Annotated in this window: 8 protein-coding genes; 4 read left to right on the plus strand and 4 right to left on the minus strand. The window is 64.5% G+C overall.

Features of this window, described 5'->3' with window-relative positions:
• Nucleotides 1–23: 23 nt before the first annotated feature.
• The 4 genes from ACPWMG_RS11075 (at nt 24) to ACPWMG_RS11090 (ending at nt 22,103) form a co-directional block, all read left to right on the plus strand.
• Entirely contained in the window at nt 24–1,427 is a 1,404-nt protein-coding gene (locus tag ACPWMG_RS11075; RefSeq protein ID WP_483304692.1) for an efflux transporter outer membrane subunit, read from the plus strand.
• 7 nt (nt 1,428–1,434) lie between these two features.
• Nucleotides 1,435–1,911 (plus strand): TIGR02594 family protein, encoded by a 477-nt coding sequence (locus tag ACPWMG_RS11080; protein WP_483304693.1) that lies wholly within the window; start codon nt 1,435–1,437, stop codon nt 1,909–1,911.
• A 408-nt stretch (nt 1,912–2,319) separates the two neighbouring features.
• Nucleotides 2,320–20,418: a leukotoxin LktA family filamentous adhesin gene (locus ACPWMG_RS11085; protein WP_483304694.1), complete on the plus strand. Its 18,099-nt coding sequence runs from the start codon at nt 2,320–2,322 to the stop codon at nt 20,416–20,418.
• Nucleotides 20,418–22,103 (plus strand): ShlB/FhaC/HecB family hemolysin secretion/activation protein, encoded by a 1,686-nt coding sequence (locus tag ACPWMG_RS11090; protein WP_483304695.1) that lies wholly within the window; start codon nt 20,418–20,420, stop codon nt 22,101–22,103. Before ACPWMG_RS11085 ends, ACPWMG_RS11090 begins: the two co-directional genes overlap by 1 nt.
• Before the next feature lie 64 nt (nt 22,104–22,167).
• Here ACPWMG_RS11090 and msrA read toward each other — a convergent pair whose 3' ends face one another.
• The 4 genes from msrA to ACPWMG_RS11110 all read right to left on the minus strand — a co-directional run bounded on the left by msrA (nt 22,168) and on the right by ACPWMG_RS11110 (nt 25,083).
• Nucleotides 22,168–22,674, minus strand: coding sequence for a peptide-methionine (S)-S-oxide reductase MsrA (gene msrA / locus ACPWMG_RS11095; protein ID WP_483304696.1), 507 nt, complete (start codon nt 22,672–22,674; stop codon nt 22,168–22,170).
• A gap of 12 nt (nt 22,675–22,686) precedes the next feature.
• The gene (msrB, locus tag ACPWMG_RS11100; RefSeq protein ID WP_483304697.1) at nt 22,687–23,124 is read right to left on the minus strand and encodes a peptide-methionine (R)-S-oxide reductase MsrB; all 438 of its coding nucleotides are present in this window, start codon (nt 23,122–23,124) and stop codon (nt 22,687–22,689) included.
• Between the two features lie 139 nt (nt 23,125–23,263).
• Nucleotides 23,264–24,094 carry a VOC family protein gene (locus ACPWMG_RS11105; protein WP_483304698.1) on the minus strand — a complete coding sequence of 277 codons (831 nt, stop codon included), beginning with the start codon at nt 24,092–24,094 and terminating at the stop codon, nt 23,264–23,266.
• Between the two features lie 8 nt (nt 24,095–24,102).
• On the minus strand, nt 24,103–25,083 hold the full coding sequence (locus tag ACPWMG_RS11110) for a Bug family tripartite tricarboxylate transporter substrate binding protein (protein ID WP_483304699.1): 981 nt from the start codon (nt 25,081–25,083) through the stop codon (nt 24,103–24,105).

Raw genomic sequence — 25,083 nt, forward strand, 5'->3', positions numbered from 1 at the left:
TTAAATTTTCCACGCGTTTGACGATGTGTGCCGTGGCCGTAATGCTGGCCGGTTGTGCCGTCGGCCCGCGTTACGAGCAGCCCACCCTGAGCAGCAGTCCTACGGCTTGGCAAGAAGCCCCGGCGATGGAAGGTTGGTTGCCCGCCACGCCGGGCGACACGCTGGACAAAGGTCCATGGTGGCAACGCTTCAACGACCCCGAATTGAACGCGCTGGCCGAGCGGGTGCAAATCTCCAACCAGAACATCGCCGCCGCCGTGGCCAGCTACACCCAGGCGCAAGCGCTGGTGCGCGAGCAGGGCGCGGCCTTGCTGCCAAGCCTGTCGCTCAACGCTGGTAGCCGCCGCGCGGGTACACGCAACGACTTCGCCGCCAGCAGCCATTCGCTGACGCTGGGCGCAGACTGGGCGCCCGACCTGTGGGGCCGCTTGCGCGCCAGCACGAACAGCGCCGAGGCTGCGGCCCAAGCCAGTGCCGCCGACCTGGCTTCGGCGCGTTTGTCGGCCCTGGGCGCACTGGCCAGCAACTACTTCTCGCTGCGCGAAGCCGACACCGAAATCGCGCTGCTCGACGACACCATCGAAGGCTACGAGCGCGCGCAGACCATCGCGCGCAACCGCTACAACGCTGGGCTGGCCACCTCCAGCGATGTGCTGCAAGCTGAAACCCAGTTGCTCAACACCCGTGCCGATCGCCAGAGCTTGGTGCGTAGCCGCGCCGTGCTGCAACACGCCATCGCCGTGCTGGTGGGACTGGCGCCCGCCGAGTTCCGTATCTCCCCCGCCGCGTGGACGCCGTATGTGCCGGCCGTGCCCACCGGCGTGCCCTCGACGCTGCTGCAGCGCCGGCCCGACATCGCCGCATCCGAGCGCGCCGTGGCGCAGGCGAATGCGTCCATCGGCATTGCCATTGCCGGTTATTACCCCGACATCAGCCTCACGGCCTCGGCGGGTACAGCGGCGGCTGATGTGGGCAAACTGTTCGACTTCTCGGCCCTGGCCTGGGCTGTGGGTGCCACTCTAGCCCAAACCATTTTTGACGGTGGCGCCACCGATGCCAAGGTGGACGCGGCGCGCGCCGGCCACACCGCTGCCGTGGCGCGGTATCGGCAAACCGTGCTCACCGCTTTTCAAGACGTAGAAGACCAGTTGAGCGCCAGCGCCAGCCTGGCCCAACAAGAAGGCCTGCGCCGCGCCGCGTCTGCCAATGCCGACAAAACCGAGCAGCAAATGCTCAACCGCTACCGCGCCGGGCAGGTCAGCTACTCGGATGTGGTCACCGCGCAAGCCTCGGCGCTGAGCGCGCGCCGCACGCTGGTGCAACTACAGGTGAGCCGCCAGACCAGCGCAGTGGCGTTGATCCAGGCCTTGGGTGGTGGTTGGCAAGCCGATTGGCTGCCGCCAACGGACGCCTTAGCCAAACCCTGACCAAGCCATGAACGATCTTCACCACTCCAGCCACGCCAGCCACTTCAGCAAAAGCACGCTGCCCTGGTTCGACATTGCGCGCGCCGAGATGGGCGTCACCGAAGGCGCGCCGGGTCACTCCAATCCGCGCATCGAGGCGTACCACAACACCGTCAACAACAAGGGCTGGGACGACCAAGTCTCGTGGTGCGGCTCGTTCGTCAACTGGTGTTTTGTGCAAATCGGCATGCCCGGCACCAACTCCGCCTTAGCCCGATCGTGGCTCGAATGGGGCCAGCCGCTCGCCACACCTCAGTTCGGCTGCATCACCGTGCTGACCCGCGAAGACCCCAACGGCTGGCGCGGCCACGTGGGTTTTTATCTGCGGGAAGAGGCGGGGCAAATCTGGCTGCTAGGTGGCAACCAGTTGGGCCAAGTGCGCGAGCACAGTTACGACGCGTCGACCTTGCTGGGCTATCGCTGGCCGGGTGAGCCGGAAGCGTAGCCGGATCTCCATCTAGGATTTTTGACTTCGCCGATTTCGCCTTTTGGTGCAAGGGCGGCTGGATTCCGCGCATAGCTCTACACACCGGGAAGTGCCTTCTTTGGCATTACGGGGAAACGACGTCAGGCAAATCAAATTCACACTAAATCCTTTGGCGGATTTCAGCGTGTTTTAAGCGTTCGTTCACCAAAACGGCGTAGACACCCCAATGGCTAGTGGTGTTCCATCAACTTATGTATGCAAACTGTTTTGTTTATGAAACAAACAGATAGCAAATACGTTCCTCTCAGACTAAGCTCGGGGATACAAAAGTTTTAATAACTTTCATATTTCTTAATTTAATTACATTTCGAGAGCAGCGCTGTGCAAGCGTTGTCCGAGGGGATATCTATGGACCGCCACGCCTCCATGAACCGTGTTTATCGTCTGGTTTGGAGCGAAACGCTTCGTTTGTGGGTGGCGGTGGCAGAAACAGCCAAAGGGCGAGGGAAATCGTCCACCGTTCGACGCAGCACCGCTTCGTTACTGGCGTTGAATTTGGGGCTGGCCTTCATGCCGCCGGCGATGGCCGGGCCTGCGGATGGCATTGTGATCGACGGGCGCACCCAGACCACCATTGGCACGGTGGGCAACACGGTGAGTGTGAACACCACCACCGTCAATGGCCTCAACGCGTTTAACTCGTTCAAGACGTTCAACGTTGGCACGGGCGTGACGGCCAACCTGTATCTGCCCACCGGGACGGACAATCTGTTCAACCTGGTGCGCGATGCGCGCAGCGACATCTTCGGCACGGTTAACGCCATCAAGGGTGGGCAGGTCGGCGGCAACGTGTGGTTTGCCAACCCCTACGGCATGGTGGTGGGCACCAGTGGCGTGCTGAACGTGGGGGCGCTGACGGTCGCCACGCCCACCACAGGGTTCGTCGACAGCTTTTTCACCAGCCCGAACAATCCTGATCTGGGCGCAGTCAACCAGTTGCTCAATGGCACGGCGCCGCGCAATGCTGCCGGTGTGGTCACCATTCAGGGGCGCATCAACGCCATCAACGGCGTGACCTTGAGCGCGGGTGCGGTCAACGTCAGCGGCTCCATCTACAGCGGCGCGCGTTTTGTCGGCACGGCGCCAGATTTTTCTGATGTGGTCAATGCCAACGGCCTGGCCAGTGGCAGCCAGGTGGTGATCAAGGGCGGCAGCATCCTGATCGAGGCCGACAACGATGTGGCCGTGACCTCCTCCCACACCGATGGCCCGGCGCAGATCACGCTGGACGGCGCGCGCATCGAGGCGCGCAACATCACGCTGACGGCCAATGCCTCGCGCACCGATTCATCGCTGCTGGTGTCCAACGGCATCAACCCGGCCGAGGCCTTGGCCAGTGTCAACGTGCAGTCCAGCCGGTTGCAGGCCAGCGGTGACGTGTCGATCACGGCCACGGCCCAGGTCAACACCTCGACCAACGCGATCTCCCCAGTGCCTTTGTCGGTGCAGCGTGTGTCGTCGCAAGCCAGTGTGACGGTGAGCGGCAGTTCGTCCGTGCAGGCCACGGGCAATGCCAACTTGGCGGCCAGTTCCACGGTCACCACCGATGCGCGGCCCAGCACGGCCTTGGCCAACCACGCGGGGGATGCCTCGGTCGCAGTGTCTGACGTGACCAGCAACGCCAGTGTGCGCATCACCGATACGGCCTCGCTCAACGTGACCGGGACCCTGGGCCTGCAAGCGCAGAACACGGTCAACAGCACTTCGATTGCCGATGCTTCAGCGGCGGGCAGCACCGCAGCAGGTGCCTCGGTGGCGGTCAGCAAGCTGCGCACCAGCACCAGCGTGAGCGTGGATGGCGCGGCGCAGATCGTGGCCGGCGCGCTGACGCTGGACGCCACTTCGACCAACACCGTGTTGGCCACGGCCAAGGCGGCGGCCCAAGGTGCCAAGGAAGACAGCAGCGGCAGCAGCAAGAGCAGCCAGATACTCGACGAGTACAAAGACAACGCCAAGACTGCCGACAGCGGTAGTGCAGGTGACGGCGTGAAGGTAGCCGGTGCGGTGGTGGTCAACGATTTGCAGAGCAGCACCTCGGCCACGCTGGCGTCTTCCACCGCGGCGCAGGTGACGGGCGCCGTCACACTGGGCAGCCAATCCAGCAACAACGCTAGCATCAGCGCCGATGCCAGCGCGGTGGGCGGCACCACGGGTGTGGCCGCAGCCGTGGCCATCAACCTGGGCAAGACCAGTAACCAGGCGCTGGTCAACCAGGCGCTGACGGCGGGCAGTGTGTCGGCCATGGCGGTGATGGCCCCCAGCGCGGCCACCAGCAGTTTTGACACCAAGGCCGTCTCAGGTGCGGGCGCCAGCAATGTGGGCATTGCCGGCTCGCTGGCCGTCAACGCCGTGGACAGCGCTACCGGCGCCGCGCTGGGCAGCGCTGCCGTGGTGACGCTGGCTGGTGGGTCGGGCAATGTGGCCTTGGTGGCAACGAACAACACCGCATCGAATGCCAGCGCCAAACCCGGCGGCCCGGTGACGGGCGACAAGGTGGGCATCGGTGCGTCGGTGGCGGTCAACGTGGTTGGCACACGCACCACGGCCGAATTGGCCAATGGCGCGCAACTGAGCAATGCCAACGACCTGCGGCTGACGGCGCAAGGCACGCACGACACCAGCACCGAGTCCGAAGCCGGATCGGAGGGCGGTGTGTCGTTGACGCCCTCCGTGGCGTTGGCGCTGGTCAACAACCGCACCAGCGCACGCTTGGGCACCGGCACCACCTTGGTCACGCGTGGCGACATGGTGGTCGGCGCGCAGCAGACTTCCACCAACACCATCTCAACCAAGGGCAGCGCCGTGGGTGGCAAGGCGGCCATTGGGGCGGCCGTGGGTGTGGCTCTGGTCGACGACGTGGTTGAAGCCACCACCGCGCGCGCCATCAACGCCACGGGAGCGGGCGGTGCCGGCAAGGGCCAGGTCACGTTCTCGGCCGAGGGCGCATCGGCCAGCGCGGTGACCGCCACAGCCAGCGCCAGCGGCGGCAGCAAGGACAGCGACGCGGGCAGCAAAGACGACGCCAGCGTGGACGACAAGGTGGGCAAGCAACTCGACTTCGGCAAGAAGTCGCAGGCGAGCAACAACGTCGGTGACGCGGACCAAAAGAGCGCCACGTCTACCGCTGTGGACGACCAGAAAAACGGCAAGGGCTCGGCCAGCACCAGCGAAGGAAAGGTGTCGGTGGCCGCCGCCGTGGGCGTTAACGTGCAGAACTCGACCGTGAAGGCCTATGTGCCCGATAGCGGCAGCGTGACCGCCGCCGGCAAGCTCACGCTGAGCGCCTCCAACAACACCGACAGCTCTGTGATCGCCGACGGCAGTGCGCTGCCTCAGGCCGCTGCAGACGGCACGGTGACCGGCAGCAACAACAAAGTGGGTATTGGTGCCGCGGTAGCGGTCAATCTGGTCAAGTCGGTCAATGAGGCCAGCATTGGCCAAAACGCCAGCGTGAGCAGCAAGGGCCTTGCGCTGGAAGCTTTGATGACCGACGTCAAGGGCGACGGTAGCGACCTGGTCAACACCGCCGTGGCCGAGGCCAGCGCCGGCGCGGGTGGTACCAGCGTCGGCATTGCCGGCGCATTGGCGCTGAACTTGTTGGACAACGACAGCACCGCCGCCATCAAGAGCGGTGCAGTGGTCAACGCCAACAGTGGCGGCGTAGATCTAGCCGCCGTGAACACCAGCGACACCACGGCCAAGGCCGTGCCATCGGCTGGTGGCACCACCAGTGGTGGCAAGGTGGGCATTGGGGCCTCGGTGGCGCTCAACATTGTGGCCAACCGCAGCACGGCGCAGGTGGAAGACACGGCGCAAGTCAACGCGCCGGGCAACGTGGCGTTGGCTGCCACGGGCACGCACAGCGTCAAGACAGAAGCCGAAGCTGGTGCCGAGGGCGGTGTCGCCATCACCCCAGCCGTGGCCCTGGCCATCGTCAACAACAGCACCACCGCGCGGTTGGGTAGCGGCGCGGCTTTGCACCAAGCGGGCGGTGTGTCGCTCAGCGCCACGCAGGTCACCAGCTCCACCACCAGCGCCAAGGGTAGCGCGCAAGGCGAGAAAGCGGCGATAGGCGCAGCCGTGGGCATTGCGCTGGTCAACGACGTGACCACCGCCACCACCGACCGCGACATCACCAGCGCCACGGGCGACGTGAGCTTTATCGCCAGTGCCGCATCGGCCAACACCACCACGGCCAGCGCCAGCAGCAAGGGTGGCAAGGACGACGACCAGGCCGGCAAGACCGACGCCAACGGCAAGAAGACCGAAGACGCCACGGTAGACGACAAGGTCAACAACCAGACCAGCTTTGGCCAGCAACAGCAGGCCAAGAACAACGTGGGCGACAGCCAGCAAAAATCGGCCACCAGCAGCTCTGCCAGCGGCAAACCGTCGGCTTCGTCAAGCGAGGGCAAGGTGTCGGTGGCAGCTGCCGTGGCGGTGAACGTGGTCGACGCGAATGCCTCGGCCAGCGTGGGCACGGGCCGCACCGTCAGCACCACGGGCGCGTTGAAGGTGGCCGCCAGCGGCAATACCGATGGCTCGGCCACGACCGATGCCGAGGCCGTGGGCAAGATGGCCCAGGTGGGCATTGGCGCGGCGGTGTCGGTCAACAAGGTGGATTCAGCCGCGTCCGCCCGTATTGGCCAGAACGCCAACGTGAGCGCCACGGGTGTGACGCTGCAGGCTGACATGACGGACCAGGCGGGTGATCAAACCCATACGGTCCAAGCGGAAGCCAAGTCGGGCGCCGGCGGCAGCAAGGTCGGCATTGCCGCATCGCTGGCGCTGAACCTGGCCAGCACGTCGAGCAGCGCACAGATCGGCAGCGGTGCCACGGTCAATGCCCAAGGGGGCGACGTGGCACTGGGCGCCGTGGACACGGCGAATGTGATCGCCAAGGCGACGCCTGTCACCAATGGCGGCGCCTCGGGTGGCAAGGTCGGTGTGGGGGTCTCGGTGGCGCTGAACTTGATCGACGCAACATCGCTTGCGCAGGTGGGCCAAAACGCGACGGTGACCCAGGCGCGCGACCTGACGTTGAACGCCACCTCGCAAGGCGACAGCGAGGCGCAAGCCACGGCCGGCGCCAGCGGCGGCAAGCTGGCGTTTGATGCGGCGGTGGCCGTGACCACCTTGAACCAAACCACCAAAGCGAACATCGCCTCGGGCGGCGCCATCCAAACCAGCGGAGATGTGGCGCTGGCCGCCACCAACAGCGGCACACACACCGCCACCGCCAAGGGCGTGGCCAAGTCGGGCACTGTGGCCATTGGCGCCTCGGTGGGCACCATCGTCAGCCACAGCAGCACCAGCGCCACGCTGGACCGCAACCTGGCCGCCAATGGCGCGCTGACCATCGCCGCCAGTGCAAACCGGTCTTTCACGTCGGATGCCACGGCCAGCGCCGGCGGCTCGCAATCCGAGGACAGCTACAACCAGAACAAGACCCAGGCCGACAGCGCCTCCAGCACCAAGGCGCTGAAAGACAACCAGAACAGCGAAACCAACCAAGGCACGCAGGGCGGCGGCAAGGTCGCCGTGGCGGCGGCTGTGGGCGTGACGGTGTTGAACGACGACGTGTCGGCCAACGTCACTGGCGGGCGCAGCATCTCGTCAGCCGACGCCATGCAAGTCAGTGCCACCAACACCAGCAACTTCAGCGCACGCGGCGCGGGCGATGCGGTCGACCCCAACACCAAGGTCGGCGTGGCTGTGGGCGTGGGCATTGCCATCGCCAACAACACCACCACGGCCAGCCTGGCAGACAACACCCAGGTCACGCAGGCCGGTGACATCACCGTGCAAGCCGAGTCGAGCCAGAACCGCGATGCCGCCTTTGCCAACAAGCTGGCGGCTGAAGGCATAGCGGGTGCCGGTGGCAACAAGGTGGGCGTGGCGGGTGCGTTTGCCGTGGCCGTGTCCAACACACAAAGTTCCGCCACATTGGGCGCCAACACGCGTGTGACGCAAGCGGGCGACATCGAGGTCAACGCCATCAACACCAGCATGCTCGGCGCCAAAGCCTGGGCCGGCGCGGTGGGTGGCAACGTGGGCGTGGGCGCCTCGGTGGCCACCATCGTCTCCAACAACCAATACAAGGCGACGGTGGGCAGTGGCAGCCACATCACCGCCAGCAGCCTGAGCCTGAGCGCCGAAAACCGTAAGGTGCTGCCGGGCAGCTTCTCGCTTACCGTCAACAACATCGACGACGTGAAGACCATTCCCGACCAGTTGACGCACGGCGCGTTGCTGGGCGGCGCCAACTACTACACCGAGGCGGTGTCGGGCGCGGCGGGCAACAGCGCGGCCGTGGCCGGCGCGTTTGCCGTCAGCGTGTTCAAGGACCAGACCGAGACCGCGATTGGCGCGGGCAGCACCATCAGCACCACCGGGGCGTTGGGGCTCAACAGTGCGAACGACACCACCGCCACGTCGATGGCGGCGGCGGTCTCGGTGGGCGGCAAGGTGGGCGTGGGCGTGTCCAGCGCCACGGCGGCCAGCACCAACAACACCACCGCGCACATCGACAGTGGCACCACGGTGACCCAGTCGGGCAGCATTGCGCTGGCGGCGGCCAACACGCAGGATGTGACGCTGATCGGCTTTAGCGGCGGCGTGGGCGGCAACGTGGGTGTAAGCGGTGTGGCCAATGTGCTGACCATGCAGAACCAGGCGCGTGCGCTGGTGGCCGATTCGACCACCACCGTGCTCAACACTTCAGGCAACCTGAGCCTGGCGGCCGGCAACCAGTTGCAGGCGCTGAACATTGCCAGCGGCGTGGCAGTGGGGGGCTCGGTTGGCGTGGGTGTGGCGGCGGCGGTCAACACCATCGAGAACCAGACCCAGGCCAAGCTGGGCAACGACGTGACGGCCAACGTGGCGCGTGCCGCCAGTTTGACGGCAGCAGCGTCCGAAGACCTGACCACCTTCGCCATCGGCGCGGCGGGGTCGGGCTCGGTGGCCGTGGGCGGCGCGGCTTTGGTGAATGTGCTGGACACCAGCACCACCGCCGAGATTGGCCAACGTGCCAAGCTCAACAAGAACCAGGCGCTGGCCAACCAGAGCGTGGCGCTCAGCGCTACCGACACCACCACCTTGTTCGATGTGGCCGCTGGCGCGGGCGGTGGCGGCAGCGTGGGCGGTGGTGCGGCGGGTGATGTGGGCGTGATCAGTAAAAACACCCACGCCACCATCGGCGACGGCGCATGGGTGGATGCTGCCAACAACGTGACGGTGCAAGCCACATCGACCGAGGACTTCCGCGTTACCAGCTTGGGTTTTGGCGTGGGCGGCTCGGCCGGTTTAGCGGGCTCGGTGGGCGTGTATTCGCTCACCACCGACACCACGGCCCTGGTGGGCGATGACGCCACGTTGCGCACCAAGGGCAGTGCACTGGTGGCGGCGGACGGCACGACCACGGTGGACTTCATCACCGGCAGCGCTGCGGCCGGCGGCTCGGCCGCGATTGGCGCGGCAGCCGGTGTGTTGGTGCTCGACAAGACGACCTATGGCGCCATTGGTGACCGCAGCAAGGTCACGGCGCTGGGCCAAGGCGCCGGTGTGACGGCGGCCAACGGCGGCTACAACATCAGTTATGGCGGCAACATCACTGGCGATGGGCGTGTGACCAACACCGGCTTCTCGCCGACCGATGCGTCTGGCAATGCCATCACCGGGCGCAGCGCTTTCCAATCGCTGGTGAAGCAGCGCAATGCCACGCGCCAGACCAGCACGGTCAACGGGCTGGTCGTCACCGCCACCAACAGCGACAGTATCAAGTCCTTTGCCATCACTGGCGGGGTGGCGGGGGCTGCGTCGGTGATGCTGGGCGCGAATGTGCTCACCTTGACGACCGATACGCAGGCCACCATCGGCCAAGCCGCGTTGATCAACCAGGACACGACACTGGGGGCGGCCAACGGCGCGCAATCGGTGCGTGTGGCGGCGGGCAACCAGCAGTTCCATCTGGGACTGGCGGGTGCTGCGGCCGGGGGCGGCGCGTTTGGCGCCGGTGCAGGCGCGGATGTGTTTGTGGCGAACAACAACACCTTGGCGCAAGTGGATGCCAACACGCAGTTGGCCGCCGCACGCGATGTGGAAGTGCTGGCGCGCGGCCAGGAGCAGGTGCTCGACATGGGCATCGGCATGGCCTTGGCCGGCACGGTAGCGATTGCGGGTTCAGTTTCGGTTGTGTCGATCAATGACACCACGAAAGCGCAAATCGTCGGTGGCACGACGCGTGTGGATGCAGGCGGCAACGTGCGCCTCAACGCCAGCGACGACACCAGCAGCGACATGGTGGCCGGTGCGGCCGCCGCAGGCCTGGGCGCGGCCGGTTTGGGCGTGGCCGTGGGCGTGACCACCATCACCAAGGACACCCAAGCCAATATCGGCAACGGCGCCACGGTGAATGCCGTGGGCGCCAGCGGCGCGGCCAGCATGGCCGCCTATACCGGCGCCACGGTGGACGCCACCGGCAGCGGCAAGGGGCTGCAGGTGCAGGCCACGTCGAGCGAGGATTTGTTCTCGGTGTCTGCCGCTGCGGCGGCAGGTTTGTACGCCGGGGTGTCGGGCGCGGTGGCAACCGAAGTCGTCAAGTCGAACACGCTGGCCTCCATCGGCGACAACGCCAACATCAACACCAGCAACACGGGGGCCGATGCGGCGCAGGACGTCAACGTCACGGCGCGCAATGTGTTCACCTCGCAGGTCATTGCGGGCTCGTTGGCCGGTGGTGCCGCTGCCCTGGCGGGCGGTGTGGACGTGGGCATCGTCAAGAACAACACCAATGCCTCGATCGGCTCGGGCGCACACGTCAACGCGCAGCGCGACGTTGCGGTCAATGCTTTGGGTAAAGAAAGCTTCAGCACCACCGTGGTCAGCGCGGCCGGTGGTGTGGTGGGCATGGCCGGTGGCGTGTCGGCCTATTCGGTGGGCGACAGCCTGGGCGCGGATTCTCAAAGCCAGCTCTCCACCGACAAGGGCAGCATCGGCAACCAGGCCGACAGCCAGGCCAGTGACGGCACGGTGGGCAATATGCTGAGTGGCTCCAGCGACGCGCGGGCGCGCGATATTTCAGCGCAAGCGCAGGCCAAGCGCTCGGCCGTCAGCGTGAGCCGCTCCTTCACCTCGACACAATCGGCCGGCAACAACGCCAGCATCGGCAGCAATGCTGTCATTGGCGCGGGCCGCGACTTGGGTGTCAACGCGCGCGGCAAGCTCGACTTTGATGCCAAGGCCGGCGCGGTCGCCGGTGGGTTGGTGGGGTTAGGCGTGGGTGTGGCCCTGGCCGACATCAAGCTCAACAACCAAGCCACCATTGGCAATGGAGCCGACATCACCGTGGCCAAAGTCACGTCGACCGGCGACTTGCGCGTCAACGCCGCCATGACCGAAAACGCCAACGCCTTGGGCTTTGCCGGCGCGGGGGGCATTGTGGCGGTGAACGCGGCTTACGCCAGCCTGGCGGACCGCAGCAACACCGTGGCAAGCCTGGGCAACAACGTGCGGGTACACAAGGCCGACGAAGTGACGGTACAGGCCGCCGACCAGCGTGCGTTGCACGCCACCACGGCCGGCGCCAGCGTGGGCGCCGTGGCCGCAGGCGCGTCGATCGCGCAAACCCAGGCCACGGGCAGCACCACCGCGTCCATCGGCACCGGCGTGGCCATGGGTACCGGCACAGGTGAACAGGTGCGCGCGCTCAATGTGCTGGCCGATGCCGATGTGAGCGCCAGCAGCAATGCCACGGCCTTGTCGGGTGGCTTGGGGCTGGCCGCCAGCGGCGCCGTGGCCACGGCCAAAGCCACGCCCACGGTCAACGCCTTTGTCAGCGGTGGGGCGATGAAGCTGACCGAGGACGCCACCATCCGCGCCACCGGCCATACCCGGGCCGACGCCGATGCGCTGGGCGTGAGCCTGAGCCTCACGGCCTCGGCGGGGCTGTCCAAAGCGGTGGCCGAAGGCACCTCGCGTGTGAATGCCTACCTGGGCGCCAACAGCCAAGTGACCGGCCGCAACTTTACGGTGCAGGCGCAGCAACTGCTGGCCGGCAGCGGGCCGAATATTTCGGCCGACGCCACCGGCGCCTCGGGTGCTTTGTTCGCCGGCATCAACGCCACCCAGGCCACGGCCAGCCACGATTCGCGTGTCAACGCCTCGGTGGGCGACAACAGCAGCTTGACGCTGAGCGGTGCGGCCCTGGTCAATGCCACCAACAACACCGCGCAAGACGCAGAAGCCTTTGGCTTGTCGGGCGGTATCGTGGCGGCGGGTTTCAACAAGGCCGCGGCGAGTTCCAACAGCGTGACCCATGCCGTGCTGGGCAACAACGTGAGTGTGCAGGCGCCGACCACGCAGCCGGCGACCGTGACGGCCTCGCTCAGCGTGACGGCCAACGGCACCGACACCAACGCCGCCAACGCCATCTCGGGCAGCGGCGGCATCATCTCGGGTGCGGCTGCGCTGGCCAGCACCAGCAGCATCAGCGACACCCAGGCGACGACCGGCGCGGGCGATGCCAGCCACGCCATTGCCGTGACGGCACTCAACATCCAGGCCGCGCACACCACACAGTTCAACGCCAGCGTGAACAGCGTCAACGCCTCGGTGGTGGGGGCCAGCGGCGCCAATGCGGTCAACGGTGTCAACAGCACGGTGAACGCCGGCATTGGCGACGGCGGCGTCGTGCGGGCGCGCGCGGTCGACATTGACGCCAACAACACCAGCCTCAAGCAGTGGCTCGGCTCCCCTAACGGCGACCTCGCCACCTGGAACATCGATTCGGGTTCGGGTGGTGTGATCGACGCACCCGCGGCGTCCAGCATCACCCACGTGACGCAGCGCACCACAGCCGGCGTGGGCAACAGCGCCGATGTGCATGTGTTGGAGGGTGCCAGCGATGGCAGCTTCAACATGGATGCGCTCAACACCATCGTGCTGCAAGACAAGGCCAAGCTCGACTCGGGCGGTTTGATCTCGATTGCACGCTCGGTCTCCACCCTGACGGTGGACCAGTCGGATGCGACCGTGGCCTTTGGCAACAACGCCAAGGTGGTGGCCGACAGCGGCGCCATCAACGCCGGTGCACGCGCCAACGTGGTGATGGACGCACGCGCCAATGCCAACGTCTACGGCCTGGCGGGCGCGCCTTCGGGCACCGCCTACGCCATCTACAACGGCCAGAACACGGCCACCGTGGGCGCCAACGCCACGCTCTCGGCCAAGGATGGCACGGTGCTGCTGGCCGCAGGCCAGGGCACCGATGGCGCGGTGAACAACATCGACGCGCGGGCCACCGTCAACCTGTGGAACAAGACGGCCATCCCCATCACCGTCACGCCCGATGCACAGGCCAACATCGTCAACAACGCCTTGGTCAACCTGGCCACCGGCAGCGATGTGAACGCCGCCAGCGACATTGCGCTGTATGCCGAAAAAGGCAGCGTCAACGCCTATGCCAAGGGTATTGGCAAGGACTTGTACCGCGAGGCCTTGGCGGCAGCGGCCAGCGGTATCAGCAACCTGTTTGGCGGCGGCGATGTGTCGTTTGACATCACCGGCGGCAGCACCAGCGTGAGCGGGCTGGCGAAGGTGAATGTGGACGGCAACGTGTTGACCGGCACCAACCGAAATGCGTCGCTGAACTTGGGCATCCAGTTCATCGATGCCAACGGCAACGACACGGCCACGCCGGTCACGGTCTACACCTACCTCACCAACAGCAACGGCCAGTACGTGGACGCCGATGGCAATGTGGTCTCGGCCGCAAACCGTGTGGTGGCCACCGCACGGGTGCTGTGGCGCCTGAAGGTCGACAAGACCGACAACGTCAACATCAGCGTGGACTTGGCGCAGAGTGTGGCCACTGGCATTCAGGAGCGGCTGACCAAACTGCGTGGCCTGATGGCCGAATACGCTGGCGACGCAGCGGCGGTGGGCGCCTACCAGGCGGAAATCAACTTCCTGATGTTCAAGCTGGTGGAACTGGGCCTGGCCAGCGGCACGTTTGATGCCAACGGCAACCCCACTGCCTTCAACCCCGGCCAGTGGAACAACCCCAGCCCCCTGCAGACGGCCAAGCAGAACATTGTGGTGTACGCGCAGCAGGCGACCAGCACCTCGACCACCATTGCCAAAACGGTGACCGACGCCGTGGGCTCCACCGGCGGCAGCGCCACGTCCATCGGCAGCAGTGCGTCGACGCTGGCCACGGTCAACAGCGACGTGAAAACCAAATTGCTGTCGCTGGCCAATCCGGACACCAACAACACACAATACCTGTCGGTGTATGGCAGCAATGGTTTGCTGGCGCAGAACACCACGCTGCAAAACAACATCGCCAGCCTGCAGACGCTGAACAGCACTGACCAGCAAAGCATCGCCAGCAAAACGACGCAGATCAACACCTTGACGCAGGAGATTGCCACGCTGTCGGCGCAGCGCCAGACCAGCACCGATGCGACGCAAACCGCCGCCTTGCAGTCGCAGATCAATACGCGCCAGAGCACCATCGACAGCGAAAGCACCCTGGTCAACAGCCTGGTGAAGGCGGTGGCCGACCGCAATGCCACCATCAGCAGCAACGCGGCCACGCTCAAGGCCAATACCGACACCATCAAAACCACGCAGGTCGCGCTGGCCACCGCATTCAGCGATGGATCGAATGGCAACGCGGCCATTGTGGGCACCATCACGACCAGCTTGTCCAGCGGCGATAGCGCGCGCACCAACATCAACACGGCGGCGAGCAACATCGCGACGCAGCAAAACGCCTTCCTGGACAGCACCACGGGTTATGTGCCGCCCACGGGGGCCAACAACTCGGTGCTCAAGCAAGCGATGCTGGACCGGACCAGTGCGCTGGCGCAGGTGGACACGCTGAGCACGCAGTTGACCACGCTGTCGTCGGTGGCCGCCAACGGGCCGATTGCCGACTTTGTGCACGTGGACGACATCACCGTCAAGTTGGGCAACATCCGCACCAAGGGCGATGTGCTCACGGGCACGGGCTCGCTCAAGGCGCCGGGTAATGCCAGCATTGACATCACCAACAACACGCCAAACTTTTTAGTGCTGAACAAGCTGACCGTGGCCAGCGACGACGGCGGCACCGTGCGCTTTAACGGCGCCATGGTCAATTCGGCGGCCGACATCAACAAGCTCAACCGTACCGGCACAGGCGCAGAGAGGTTGACGCTGCTCACGCGCGACACGCAAGGTGCGGCCGTGCCTTCGATCACCATCAACAGCAACTACAACCCGAACGCGGCGGGCGTCAAAATCCTGGCACCGTCGCCCGACATTCAGCTCAACGGCGACATCAACAACCTGCGCGGTTCGATCTCGGTGCACAGCAAGGCCGGCAGCATTTATTCGTCGGCCAATGTCAACGGCGGCACGGTGGACTTGAAGGCCGACAACGGCGACTTTGTGCAGAGCTATGTGGACGGCTTCTACAACGTGGGCGGCGACCCGGGATCGATCAAGGACTTTGGCACGGCCGTGGGCGGCGGCATCATCTCCAACGGCAGCGTGTTCCTGAGTGCGCGTTACCTCAACATCAACAGCCTGGTGCAAAGCGGTATTGCCAACTGGACCATCGACTTGCCGGCAGCGCCCAAGCTCACAGGTTCGGCCGCGTTCTTTGGCGTGTCGGAGAGTGCGCTGCTGGCGGCACAGTCGGCTTTTGACAACGCGTTGCCCGCTGTGCAAGCCACGTGGGTCAACCCGCAAATTACCACCAGCACCGGCCGCACCGTGACCTACAACGTGCGCACCAAGCGCATCGAGGTTGACATGGCCTGGGCGCAAGCAGACATGGGCACCAGCGGTTGGGCCACACGCACGGCCACCACGGGCGGCTTGTACCAACTGGTGGCGGACTACGGCAACATTGGTGCCAGCTACGACCCGACCAACAACCGCTTCGCGCTCGACGGCACACAGGTGCGCGGCGGCAACATCCAGGTCTACGGCCAGATTCTCAACACCAACAGCTCGGGCGGCGGCATCTTGCGCGCGCTGGACGGTTATGGCCAGATCACGGTCAACAACCCCACGGGGCTGGCGGTGGTGATCAACAACCTGGACACCGGCGCCGACCCCACGGGCACGGGCCGGGGCATTGCCGGGGTGATCGACATCACCGATATCCAGAGCATCAACGGCACCAACGTGGTGACCAAACACACGGTCTACAAACGCGAGAACGGTGTGGTCACGAAGAACGACGTGGCCATTGCCGGCACCAACCGTAGTACCACCTACGATCCGCAGGCCGGGCTGCGCTACAACTGGACCACGGGCACTGACAACTCGCAGATCAAGTACTGGGAGTTCACCAACACGCAGTGGTTTGGCTCATCGTCTTTGGCGACCAAGCCTTCGGGCAATGTGGTGAGCGAGTCGGCCTTGATCACGCTCAACGCCTACCGCCTGAGTGATGGCACCTACCTGACCAAGGACACGTCCAACACCGCCGGGTACACCGACTCCGGCCCGGTGACCAAGCAGACCGGCGTGTCGAACTGGATCAAGACCGACGAATGGTCCAACTGCAACTGGTGGACGCTGTGTATCGCCAGCAAGCACCACATGACGTTTGACGAGGTGATCGCCAGCAAGTCCATCACCACCAAGTCGCTCAAAGCCGACAACGCGATCAAGATCGAGTTCAGCGGCTACGACCTCGGCGGGGTGGACATTAACAGCAATGCCAGCGTGCTGCTCAACGGCAACATCCGCAACAGCGCGGGCACCACGAACATCAATGCGGGGGTGAATGCGGCGGGCACCACCACGTCGGCCAACCAGTCCATCGTGCAGATGAGCGACGCGGCGGTGGTCTCGGGCACCAACGTCAACCTCAAGGCCTCGGGCAGCGTAGGCGGTGCGCTGGCCGGCCAAACGGCCAAGGCGGTCGGGGTCAACGTGACGGGCGGTGCGCTCAATGCCGAGGCGCGCAACGGCAATGTGCTGGTGGAGCAGACCATTGGCGACCTGAAGGTTGGCACGGTCAAGGCCACGGGTGATGCGCTGGATCAAAAGGGCCATGTGACGTTGACTGCAGACCGCGACCTGTTGGCTTTTGATGCCGCGTCGCGCATTCAGGGCAACATGATCAACCTGACCTCACACAATGGTGCCATCGGCTCCAGCGGAGCCAATGGCACGAGCCCCTCTCCGCTGATGCTCAACGTGGGCTACACCGATAACGTGGCCCAGCGCGGCTTCTACGGCCTGACGGCTGCGGCGGCCGGTGACATCACGCTGCAGGCCACCAACGAGTGGAGCGGCAACAGCGCAGGTAACTTGCTGCTCAATACCGTGGTGTCCACGGGCGGCAACGTGTGGGTGAAGGCGCCGGGCAGCGTGATCGACAACAACGCCACCGAGCAGGTGGACACACGCACCTGGAACCAGTTGCTGAGCTACTGGGATTCGATGGGGCTGCGTGCCAACACCCAGGCCAACAAGGACAACCAGGACAACACGGTGCGGGCTTTCGAGCTGGCCAAAACCCAGGACTACCGCAGCTATTGGAATGCGCGTAGCCGCCAGGCCGATGGCGGCGCGGTGTACGACCCGAATTACCAATACAAGGTGACGGCACTGGAGCGTACGGCCTTGCAAGCCGAGGGGTGGACCGACAAGAAAATCTCCGACTTCGAGACCGACCGAACCGCGCAATACCATCAGCTCAACGCCACGGTGGGTGGTTTGACTTCCAGCTATTCCAGCAGCTATGGCTACGTGGCCACCGACATCGACAAATTTGGCGCTGACGGCAAGAGCGGCTTGCTGGCCAAGTCGTCGTGGACCGAGCGTGAATTGGGCATCTCGATATCGGCGGGTCTGCTGAAGGAAGTGACCAGCACCAACCCGGTGATCAAGAACGCTAACGTGCAAGGGCGCAACGTTACCGTCATCGCCGGCAAGTCGATCGGTGAGACCCAGGCCGGGCTGGTGATTCCCACCAATGTCGGCATGGATTGCGCCGTGAGTACCAACTGCCTGACCGATGCCATGAAGGTGGCGCTGGCCGCGGCCGAACGTTCCGACCTGGTGATCACCGACACCAGCATCACCGTGCTGCCGCGCAAGCCGCTGAACTTTGGCGCCAGCGAGAGCATCAACGCCACCGTCACGGCCACACCCGTGGCCGGCACCGACAATGGCAACCTGTTCTTGTCGTCGCTGGGCGATGCCTTGCTGGGCACCATCGACACGGCGGGTGAGGCGCGTATCAAGGTGCGCGGCTCCATCCTCAACTACGCCACCAGTTCGCCGGCCATCCGCACTGGCAACCTGGTGCTGGAAGCGGCCAACGGCGGCATTGGCTATATGCCGTCGACCATCACCGGCGTGCCGGGGGTGAGCAGCCCGTTGCGGCTGAACCTGCTGCCGGGCGCCGCGCTCACGGCGCGTGCCGCGGACAACGTCGACCTGGTGGCGGCTGGCGACATGGCGGTGGACACGGTGTACTCGCGCAACGACATCAAGCTCGCGGCCACCGGCAGTATCACCAACGCCAACCACGACTCGCTGATCAACGTGTTGGGTGACGACGTGGAGCTGACCGCAGGCCAGGCCCTTGGTTCGTCGGCCGATGCGCTGAACGTGGGTGTGGGCTTTGGTTCCGGCGGTGCCATCACCGCATTGGCTGGTGGCGATGTGTACCTCAACGGCCCGCTGGGCTATAGCTTCAACCTGGGCAACATTACAGGCGGCGGAGACATGGAGTTGTCGGCCGTGGTCGATATGCAGCTCAGCGATGAGGTGCGCGCGCCCGGCAACATCGCCTTGTCTGCAGGCAACGCAGTGCAGTTTGCCAGCACCGGCTCGGTGTTGGCCAGCGCGGCGCAAGGTATCACGGTGGACGCGTTGACGCTGAACATGGCCGACGGTGCCAGCCTGCAAACCAATGCCGGTACGGTGCGCGTCCAGACCGTGGGCGATGCCACCATCACTGGCATTGTCTCGGGCAACGGCACTGCCGATGCGGTGACCATCATCAGCGGCGGCAACGTGCGCGACGGGGGCGATACCCGGCTTGATGTGCGCGCCGACAGTGCACCGGGTGCCAAGGTCAACATCACCGCTGGCGGCAGCATTGGCCCGGGCAATGCGCTGGAAATACAGACGCGTAACCTGCAGGCCACGGTGCAGCAAGACGTCAACCTGGCGTTGCAGGGGGCCACCACGGTGGATACGGTGCAGGCTGGTGGGCAGGTGGATATCACGGCCGCAGGCCAACTGGCGGGCAACCGCATCACCGGGCAGGGTAATGTGGCGCTTTCTGGCGCGGACGGCATGGACCTCAGCAGCGTGCAGAGTGCCGCCGGTAGCGTGACGGCCATCACCACGACGGGAGCCATGCGTTTGGCCAGCGTGCAAGCTGCAGGCAACATCAACTTGCAGTCTGCCGGTACCTTGAGCAGTGACAACCTGGCTAGTACTGGCGGCGCTGTTGCGCTGCAATCTGGTGGCGCGACGACGCTGGGTGTGGTGCGCGCGTCGGGCAACATCGACATCGATGCTGCGACGAGCGTGAAAGCCACAAGCTTGACCAGCACGGCGGGCCAAGTAAACGCACTGGCCCGCGCAGGTGATTTGACTGTGGACACGCTGCAAGCCCAGACCAGCAGCCAACTGAACGCGCCCCAAGGCCAGGTGCAAGTGGGTACTGCAACGGTAGGGGCGAATTTCAGCGCTGCGGGCCGCGACGGTGTGCGTGTGACCAGTGCTGCGGTCGGCGGCGACTTGACCCTGGCTGCCACGGCGGGCAGCGTGCGTGTAGGCACGGCCAGCGCAGTGTCTGCCAACATCAGCGCAGCACAGGGCATCACGGTGGATGACCTTACCGTGCAACGCAGCATGGTGCTGGCGGGTCAGCAGATCCAGGCGCGTGTGCGAGGCGGTGGTGTGGTGCCCGTGACGGGCTCGGTCACCGGGTTTAACAACGGCATTGCCGACACGCTGGACCTGACGCTTTCCAACCCAGGAGGGTTTGCTTTGGATGCCCTGAAGATCCGCACCGGCACGGTCAATGTGCCGGTGGGCACCTTCACCATCGCCAACACCTTGGTGACGGAGAACGCGGTGTTCCAGAATCCGTCCACACGCGTGGTAATCGATCAGATTGACCGCAGCACACAGCCTGGTGCGGATGTGCAGTTGTATTCGGTGGCGGCGCCGTTCGCCTTCAGCTTCTACGACAACCACATTTTCACCGATGCGTTTGTGACCTATCGCGGGGCCAACTTCGACACCATCACGCCGACGGGGCAAAACCGCAGCGTGGCCGAGTCCAGCGAAATGCTGTTGACCACCGTCAGTAATACCCGCAAGGACGATCGGGCCTCGTTTGATGCCCCAACCACAAGACGTACTGGCGAAGATGGCGAGAAGCCCAAGCTGGTCAATTTCTCAGGATTCCCGGTTTCTCTGGAAGAACAATGATGTCCAAGCATTTCTTGAAGCCGCTGTTGACGGTGACCGCCGGGTTGGCAGTGGTGGCGCCCGCCGTCGTATCCGCACAGCCTGTTGTGATTCCGCGTGCGGCCGAGGCCGGCGCCCAACAACAACGCCAACTCGACGAGGAGCGGCGCAGGCGCGAGATGGAGCGCACACCGTCGCAAGCGCCCGATCCATTGCAACGCCCAGAGGCGCCGGCAGCGTCGCCGCCAGCCGCTGCCAGCAGTATCAGCTTCGAGGTGCGGGAGATTCGGTTCACGCGCTCTGAGATCCTTTCAGTGGCTGAACTGGAAGAGATTGCCAGCCCTTACCGTGGTCGCCGTGTCAGCCTGAATGAACTGCAGGAACTGGCCGCCAAGGTGAACGCCTTGTACAAGGCCAAGGGCGTGGTGACGGCCATGGCCAGCATTCCGCCGCAGGATGTATCTGGCGGCGTAGTGCAGGTGCGGCTGGTGGAAGGGCGTGTGGGCCAGGTGAGCATTCTGGACAACACCAGCACACGCGAAAGCTTCATTGCCAACCGCATCGGCCTAGTGCCCGGTGCCTTGGTCGATTTGAACCAGTTCGAGCAGTCGCTGGTGTGGTTCAACCGTACCAACGATGTACAGCTTGCAGCTGAACTCAAGAAGGGCAGCCAGTTTGGCACCACCGACGTGCAGATCAACGCGGTCGAGCCGCCGCAGCACCAACTGCAATTGACAGTGGACAACCTGGGCAGCGACGCCACGGGCGACTGGCGCGGTGGGCTGTCGTACCGCAACCGCAGCTTGTTGGGTTTTCGCGATGACCTGTCGCTGGGGTACACCGGCGCTGGCGGGCAAAACAGCTACGCGTTCAACTACGGTGTGCCGTTCAACACCCATGGTGGTCGCGTGAATCTGGCCTATTACGACGACGACACTTCCGTCAAATACGGCTCGCTCTCCAGCCTGCACATCACCGGGCGTTCACGTGCGGAGATGTTGACGGTGCGCCAACCCGTCTATGTGGACAACAACCTCTTGGTGAACCTGACGGCGGGTGCCAAGCGGCGCGACAGCCGCAATTACCTGGACGGCGTGTTTTTGCTGCAGACGAAAACGCGCGATGGCAACTTTGGTGTGGAAGTGGAAGGCTCTGACGACAAGCGCTTGTGGGGCGGCAGTTATGTGCATTCGCAGGGCGCCTCGAAAACGGCGAGTGGCAGTGCGGACTTCAACATCGACCGCTTCTTTTTGCGCTACACCCAAGACTTCGAGAACAAGCTATCGCTGCGCAGCAGCCTCTCGGCGCAGTTGTCGCAAGAAAAGAACCTGGTGCCGAGCGAGCAGTTTTTCCTGGGCGGTGAAGGCAGTGTGCGTGGCTACGAGGCTGGCAGCTATTCGGGCGACCAGGGCTACACGCTGAATCTGGAACTGCACCATCCCATTGGCTCAGGCAAGATCTCCACGCTGGACGTGGCGGCCACGGGCTTTTTCTTTGCAGACTACGGTTATGCCAAGCCTTTCCGTCCACCGCAGTCTTTGCTGCCTGATACGCAGCGCCTCACCGGCGTGGGTTGGGGCATGAACACCAGCCTGGGCCGCACGACCAGTTTTAGGCTGACCTTCAGCCATGGGCTGGACAAAGTGCCGCTGGCGGCGAACCGTAACCTGGTGGTGACCTTCCAGTTGGTTGCCAGCTTGCTTTAAACAGACGGGCAAAAAAGAGCCCCCACTGCGTTCACAGTGGGGGCTCTTTTCATGCTGAACTAACTTAGAGTGCAGCGCGCTTAGGCAGGATCCATCCCGCACGCGGGAAGTGGCAGGTATAGCCATTCGGATGTTGCACCAGGTAGTCTTGATGCTCGGGCTCGGCTTCCCAGAAGGTGGGCGCGGGCTCCACAGACGTCACCACTTTGCCAGGCCACAGGCCGGAGGCATCCACGTCTTGAATGGTGTCCAGGGCTACGGTCTTCTGGTCGTCGGTGGTGTAGAAAATGGCCGAGCGGTAGCTGGTGCCCACGTCATTGCCCTGGCGGTCTTTGGTGCTGGGGTCGTGGATCTGGAAGAAGAATTCCAGAATGTCGCGGTAGCTGGTGACTTCGTTGTCGAACACGATGGCCACGCCTTCGGCATGCCCTGGGTGGTTGCGGTAGGTGGGGTGGTCGTTGCTGCCGCCCACGTAGCCTACGCGGGTGTCTTGCACGCCGGGCAGCTTGCGGATGAGGTCCTGCATGCCCCAGAAGCAGCCACCGGCTAGCACTGCGGTTTCTTTGCTCATGGTGTAGTCCTTTTAAAGTTTGACGAGGTAGTCGCCGTAACCTTCGGCTTCGAGTTCGGCCTTGGGAATGAAGCGCAGCGATGCCGAGTTGATGCAGTAGCGCAGGCCACCGGCCTCGCGCGGGCCGTCTTCAAACACGTGGCCCAGATGGCTGTCGCCATGCACTGAGCGCACTTCGGTGCGCACCATGCCGTGGGTGGTGTCGCGCAGTTCGGCCACGTTGGCGTCCACCGGCTTGGTGAAGGCCGGCCAGCCGCAACCTGAGTTGTATTTGTCTTTGGACGAGAACAGCGGTTCACCCGAGACGATATCGACGTACAGGCCGTCTTCAAACAGGTCGTCATATTCGCCGGTGAAGGCGCGTTCGGTGCCGCTTTGTTGGGTGATGCGGCGCTGCTCGGGCGTCAAGCGCGCGATGGCCTCTGGGTCTTTGCGGTAAACCTTGCTCATGTGTGGCTCCAAAGAAATTAGGCGAATGAACAGGATGGTGCCATTCGCCGTGTTTTCAAGCACAGCATAGGGACTTAGCCGCACGGGCGCTGTAAGTCTATGTGACCTGATCTATTGATCGAGGTGACGCTTGGCCTGTTTACTTGCCCCAAAGCTCCAACGCGACGCCGTGCGTCAGATCTTCGTCCAGTCCGCGTAGCACCGTGCCGCCGTGCCCGGACAGCGTGAACGCGCATGGCCCTTCGCCGCGTGTTGACAGGCGCTGGCGCAGCGCCTGGGCCGAATGGCTGTCGGTGCTGGCGGGGCTGGCTTTGCGCTCCGCAGGTGCCATCAGCACCACCTGCAAACCTTGCAGCGTGATGATGGCCACGCGCAAGCCCAGACCTGAGAGCAGGGTGGGCGCGGTGGTGCTGGCGTCAGGCCCCAACAGCGCTTGGTAACGCTGCAGGCTGGCGTCGAGGTGGTGCACGGCCACGCACAGATTGGCCACACCGGTGGCGCCGTTGGGGTGTGTGTGGGTTGCTTCGTCGTCGGGCACGCGCATGTTGCGCGGTGTGACGTCGCCACAGAGAAACGGCACGTCCGGTGTGTCGTGGCGCGCGCTTTGCCAGATCAGGCGTTCGCCATCGGGCCGCACACGGCCGCCATCGACCGGGCCGCGCAGCGTGTCGAGGCCGCGTGCTTGTGCCTCGGCCAGTGCGGTGGCGGTGTCCTGTGGCAGCAGCGCAAAGTCGACCAGGCCTTCGCCGTAGGCCTGCAAGGTGTTGTACCAGCGCTCTTGCGGCGCCGGGCCTTGCCAAGCGATGAGTTCCAGGTAGGCGCCGTCGGCAAACACCACCAGGGCGTTATGCGACGTGCGCCCGGGGTGCTGGCCGCCCGGCAACACGTTGAAGCCGAGCTTCTGGTAATCGGCCATGGCTAGCGCCAGGTCGTGCACGGCAATGACGATGTGGTCGAGTGGCAGGGGCATGGGTTTGGCTAATCTTCTAGTTTGAGGTTGGTGCGGCGCACGAAATTACCCCAGCGTTCGTATTCTTCTCGCAAGTGGCGATCCACGCCAGCGCCATCGGTGGCCATGACTTCGAAGCCCGCTTGCGTAAGTTTGGCGTGGACGTCGGGCGATTGCAAGGTGGCTTGGAAATCGGCGGTGAGTTTGTGCAGCGTGGCGGCGGGTGTGGCGGCTGGCGCAAAGATGCCGATCCACGAATAGGCCTCAAAGCCAGGGAAGCCCGATTCCATGACAGTAGGCACATCGGGCAACTCGGGCAGGCGCTTGGCACCGGTGACCGCAATCGCTTTGAGTTTGCCAGCCGCAATTTGCCCACGCAGTGCGGCGTAGCTCAACAGTGTGAGGCTGGCCACATCGCCCAACACGGCTTGGATGGCCGGGCCGCCACCGCCAAAAGGCACGTGCAACACTTCGATGTTGGCGCGGCGCTTCAGGTCTTCCATCACCAGATGGTTCATCGAACCCAGGCCGGTGGAGGCGTAGCTGTACTTGGCGGGGTTGGCTTTGGCGGCTTCGATGAAGCCCCGCAGGTCTTTGCCGGGCACGCTGGGTGATGCGGCAATGATCAACGGAAAGCGCAGCGCGAGGGTTACACCGGCGAAGTCTTTGAACGTGTCGTACGGCAGCTTGGCTTTGGCGATGGGGTTGATGGCGTGGGTGTCAAAACTCACCAACACGGTGTTGCCATCGGGTGCCGATTTGGCCACGTATTGTGTGGCGATCTGGCTGGCCGCGCCGGGGCGGTTGTCGACGATGACCGGGCGGCCCGCCTTTTTAGAAAGCTCATCTTGCAGGATGCGTGCGGCGATGTCGGTGCTGCCCCCTGGCGGAAAGGTGATGACGAGGCGCAAGGGCGCATCGTTGTCGGCAGCCCAAGCGGGCGCGGCCAAACCAAAAGCAGTAGTGGCAGCCATAGACAAGGCGTGCCGACGACGGGGCGAATGCAGCAT

Origin of the sequence: Hydrophilobacter chitinilyticus (assembly GCF_049860745.1) — a bacterium.
GTDB lineage: Bacteria > Pseudomonadota > Gammaproteobacteria > Burkholderiales > Burkholderiaceae_C > Rhodoferax_B.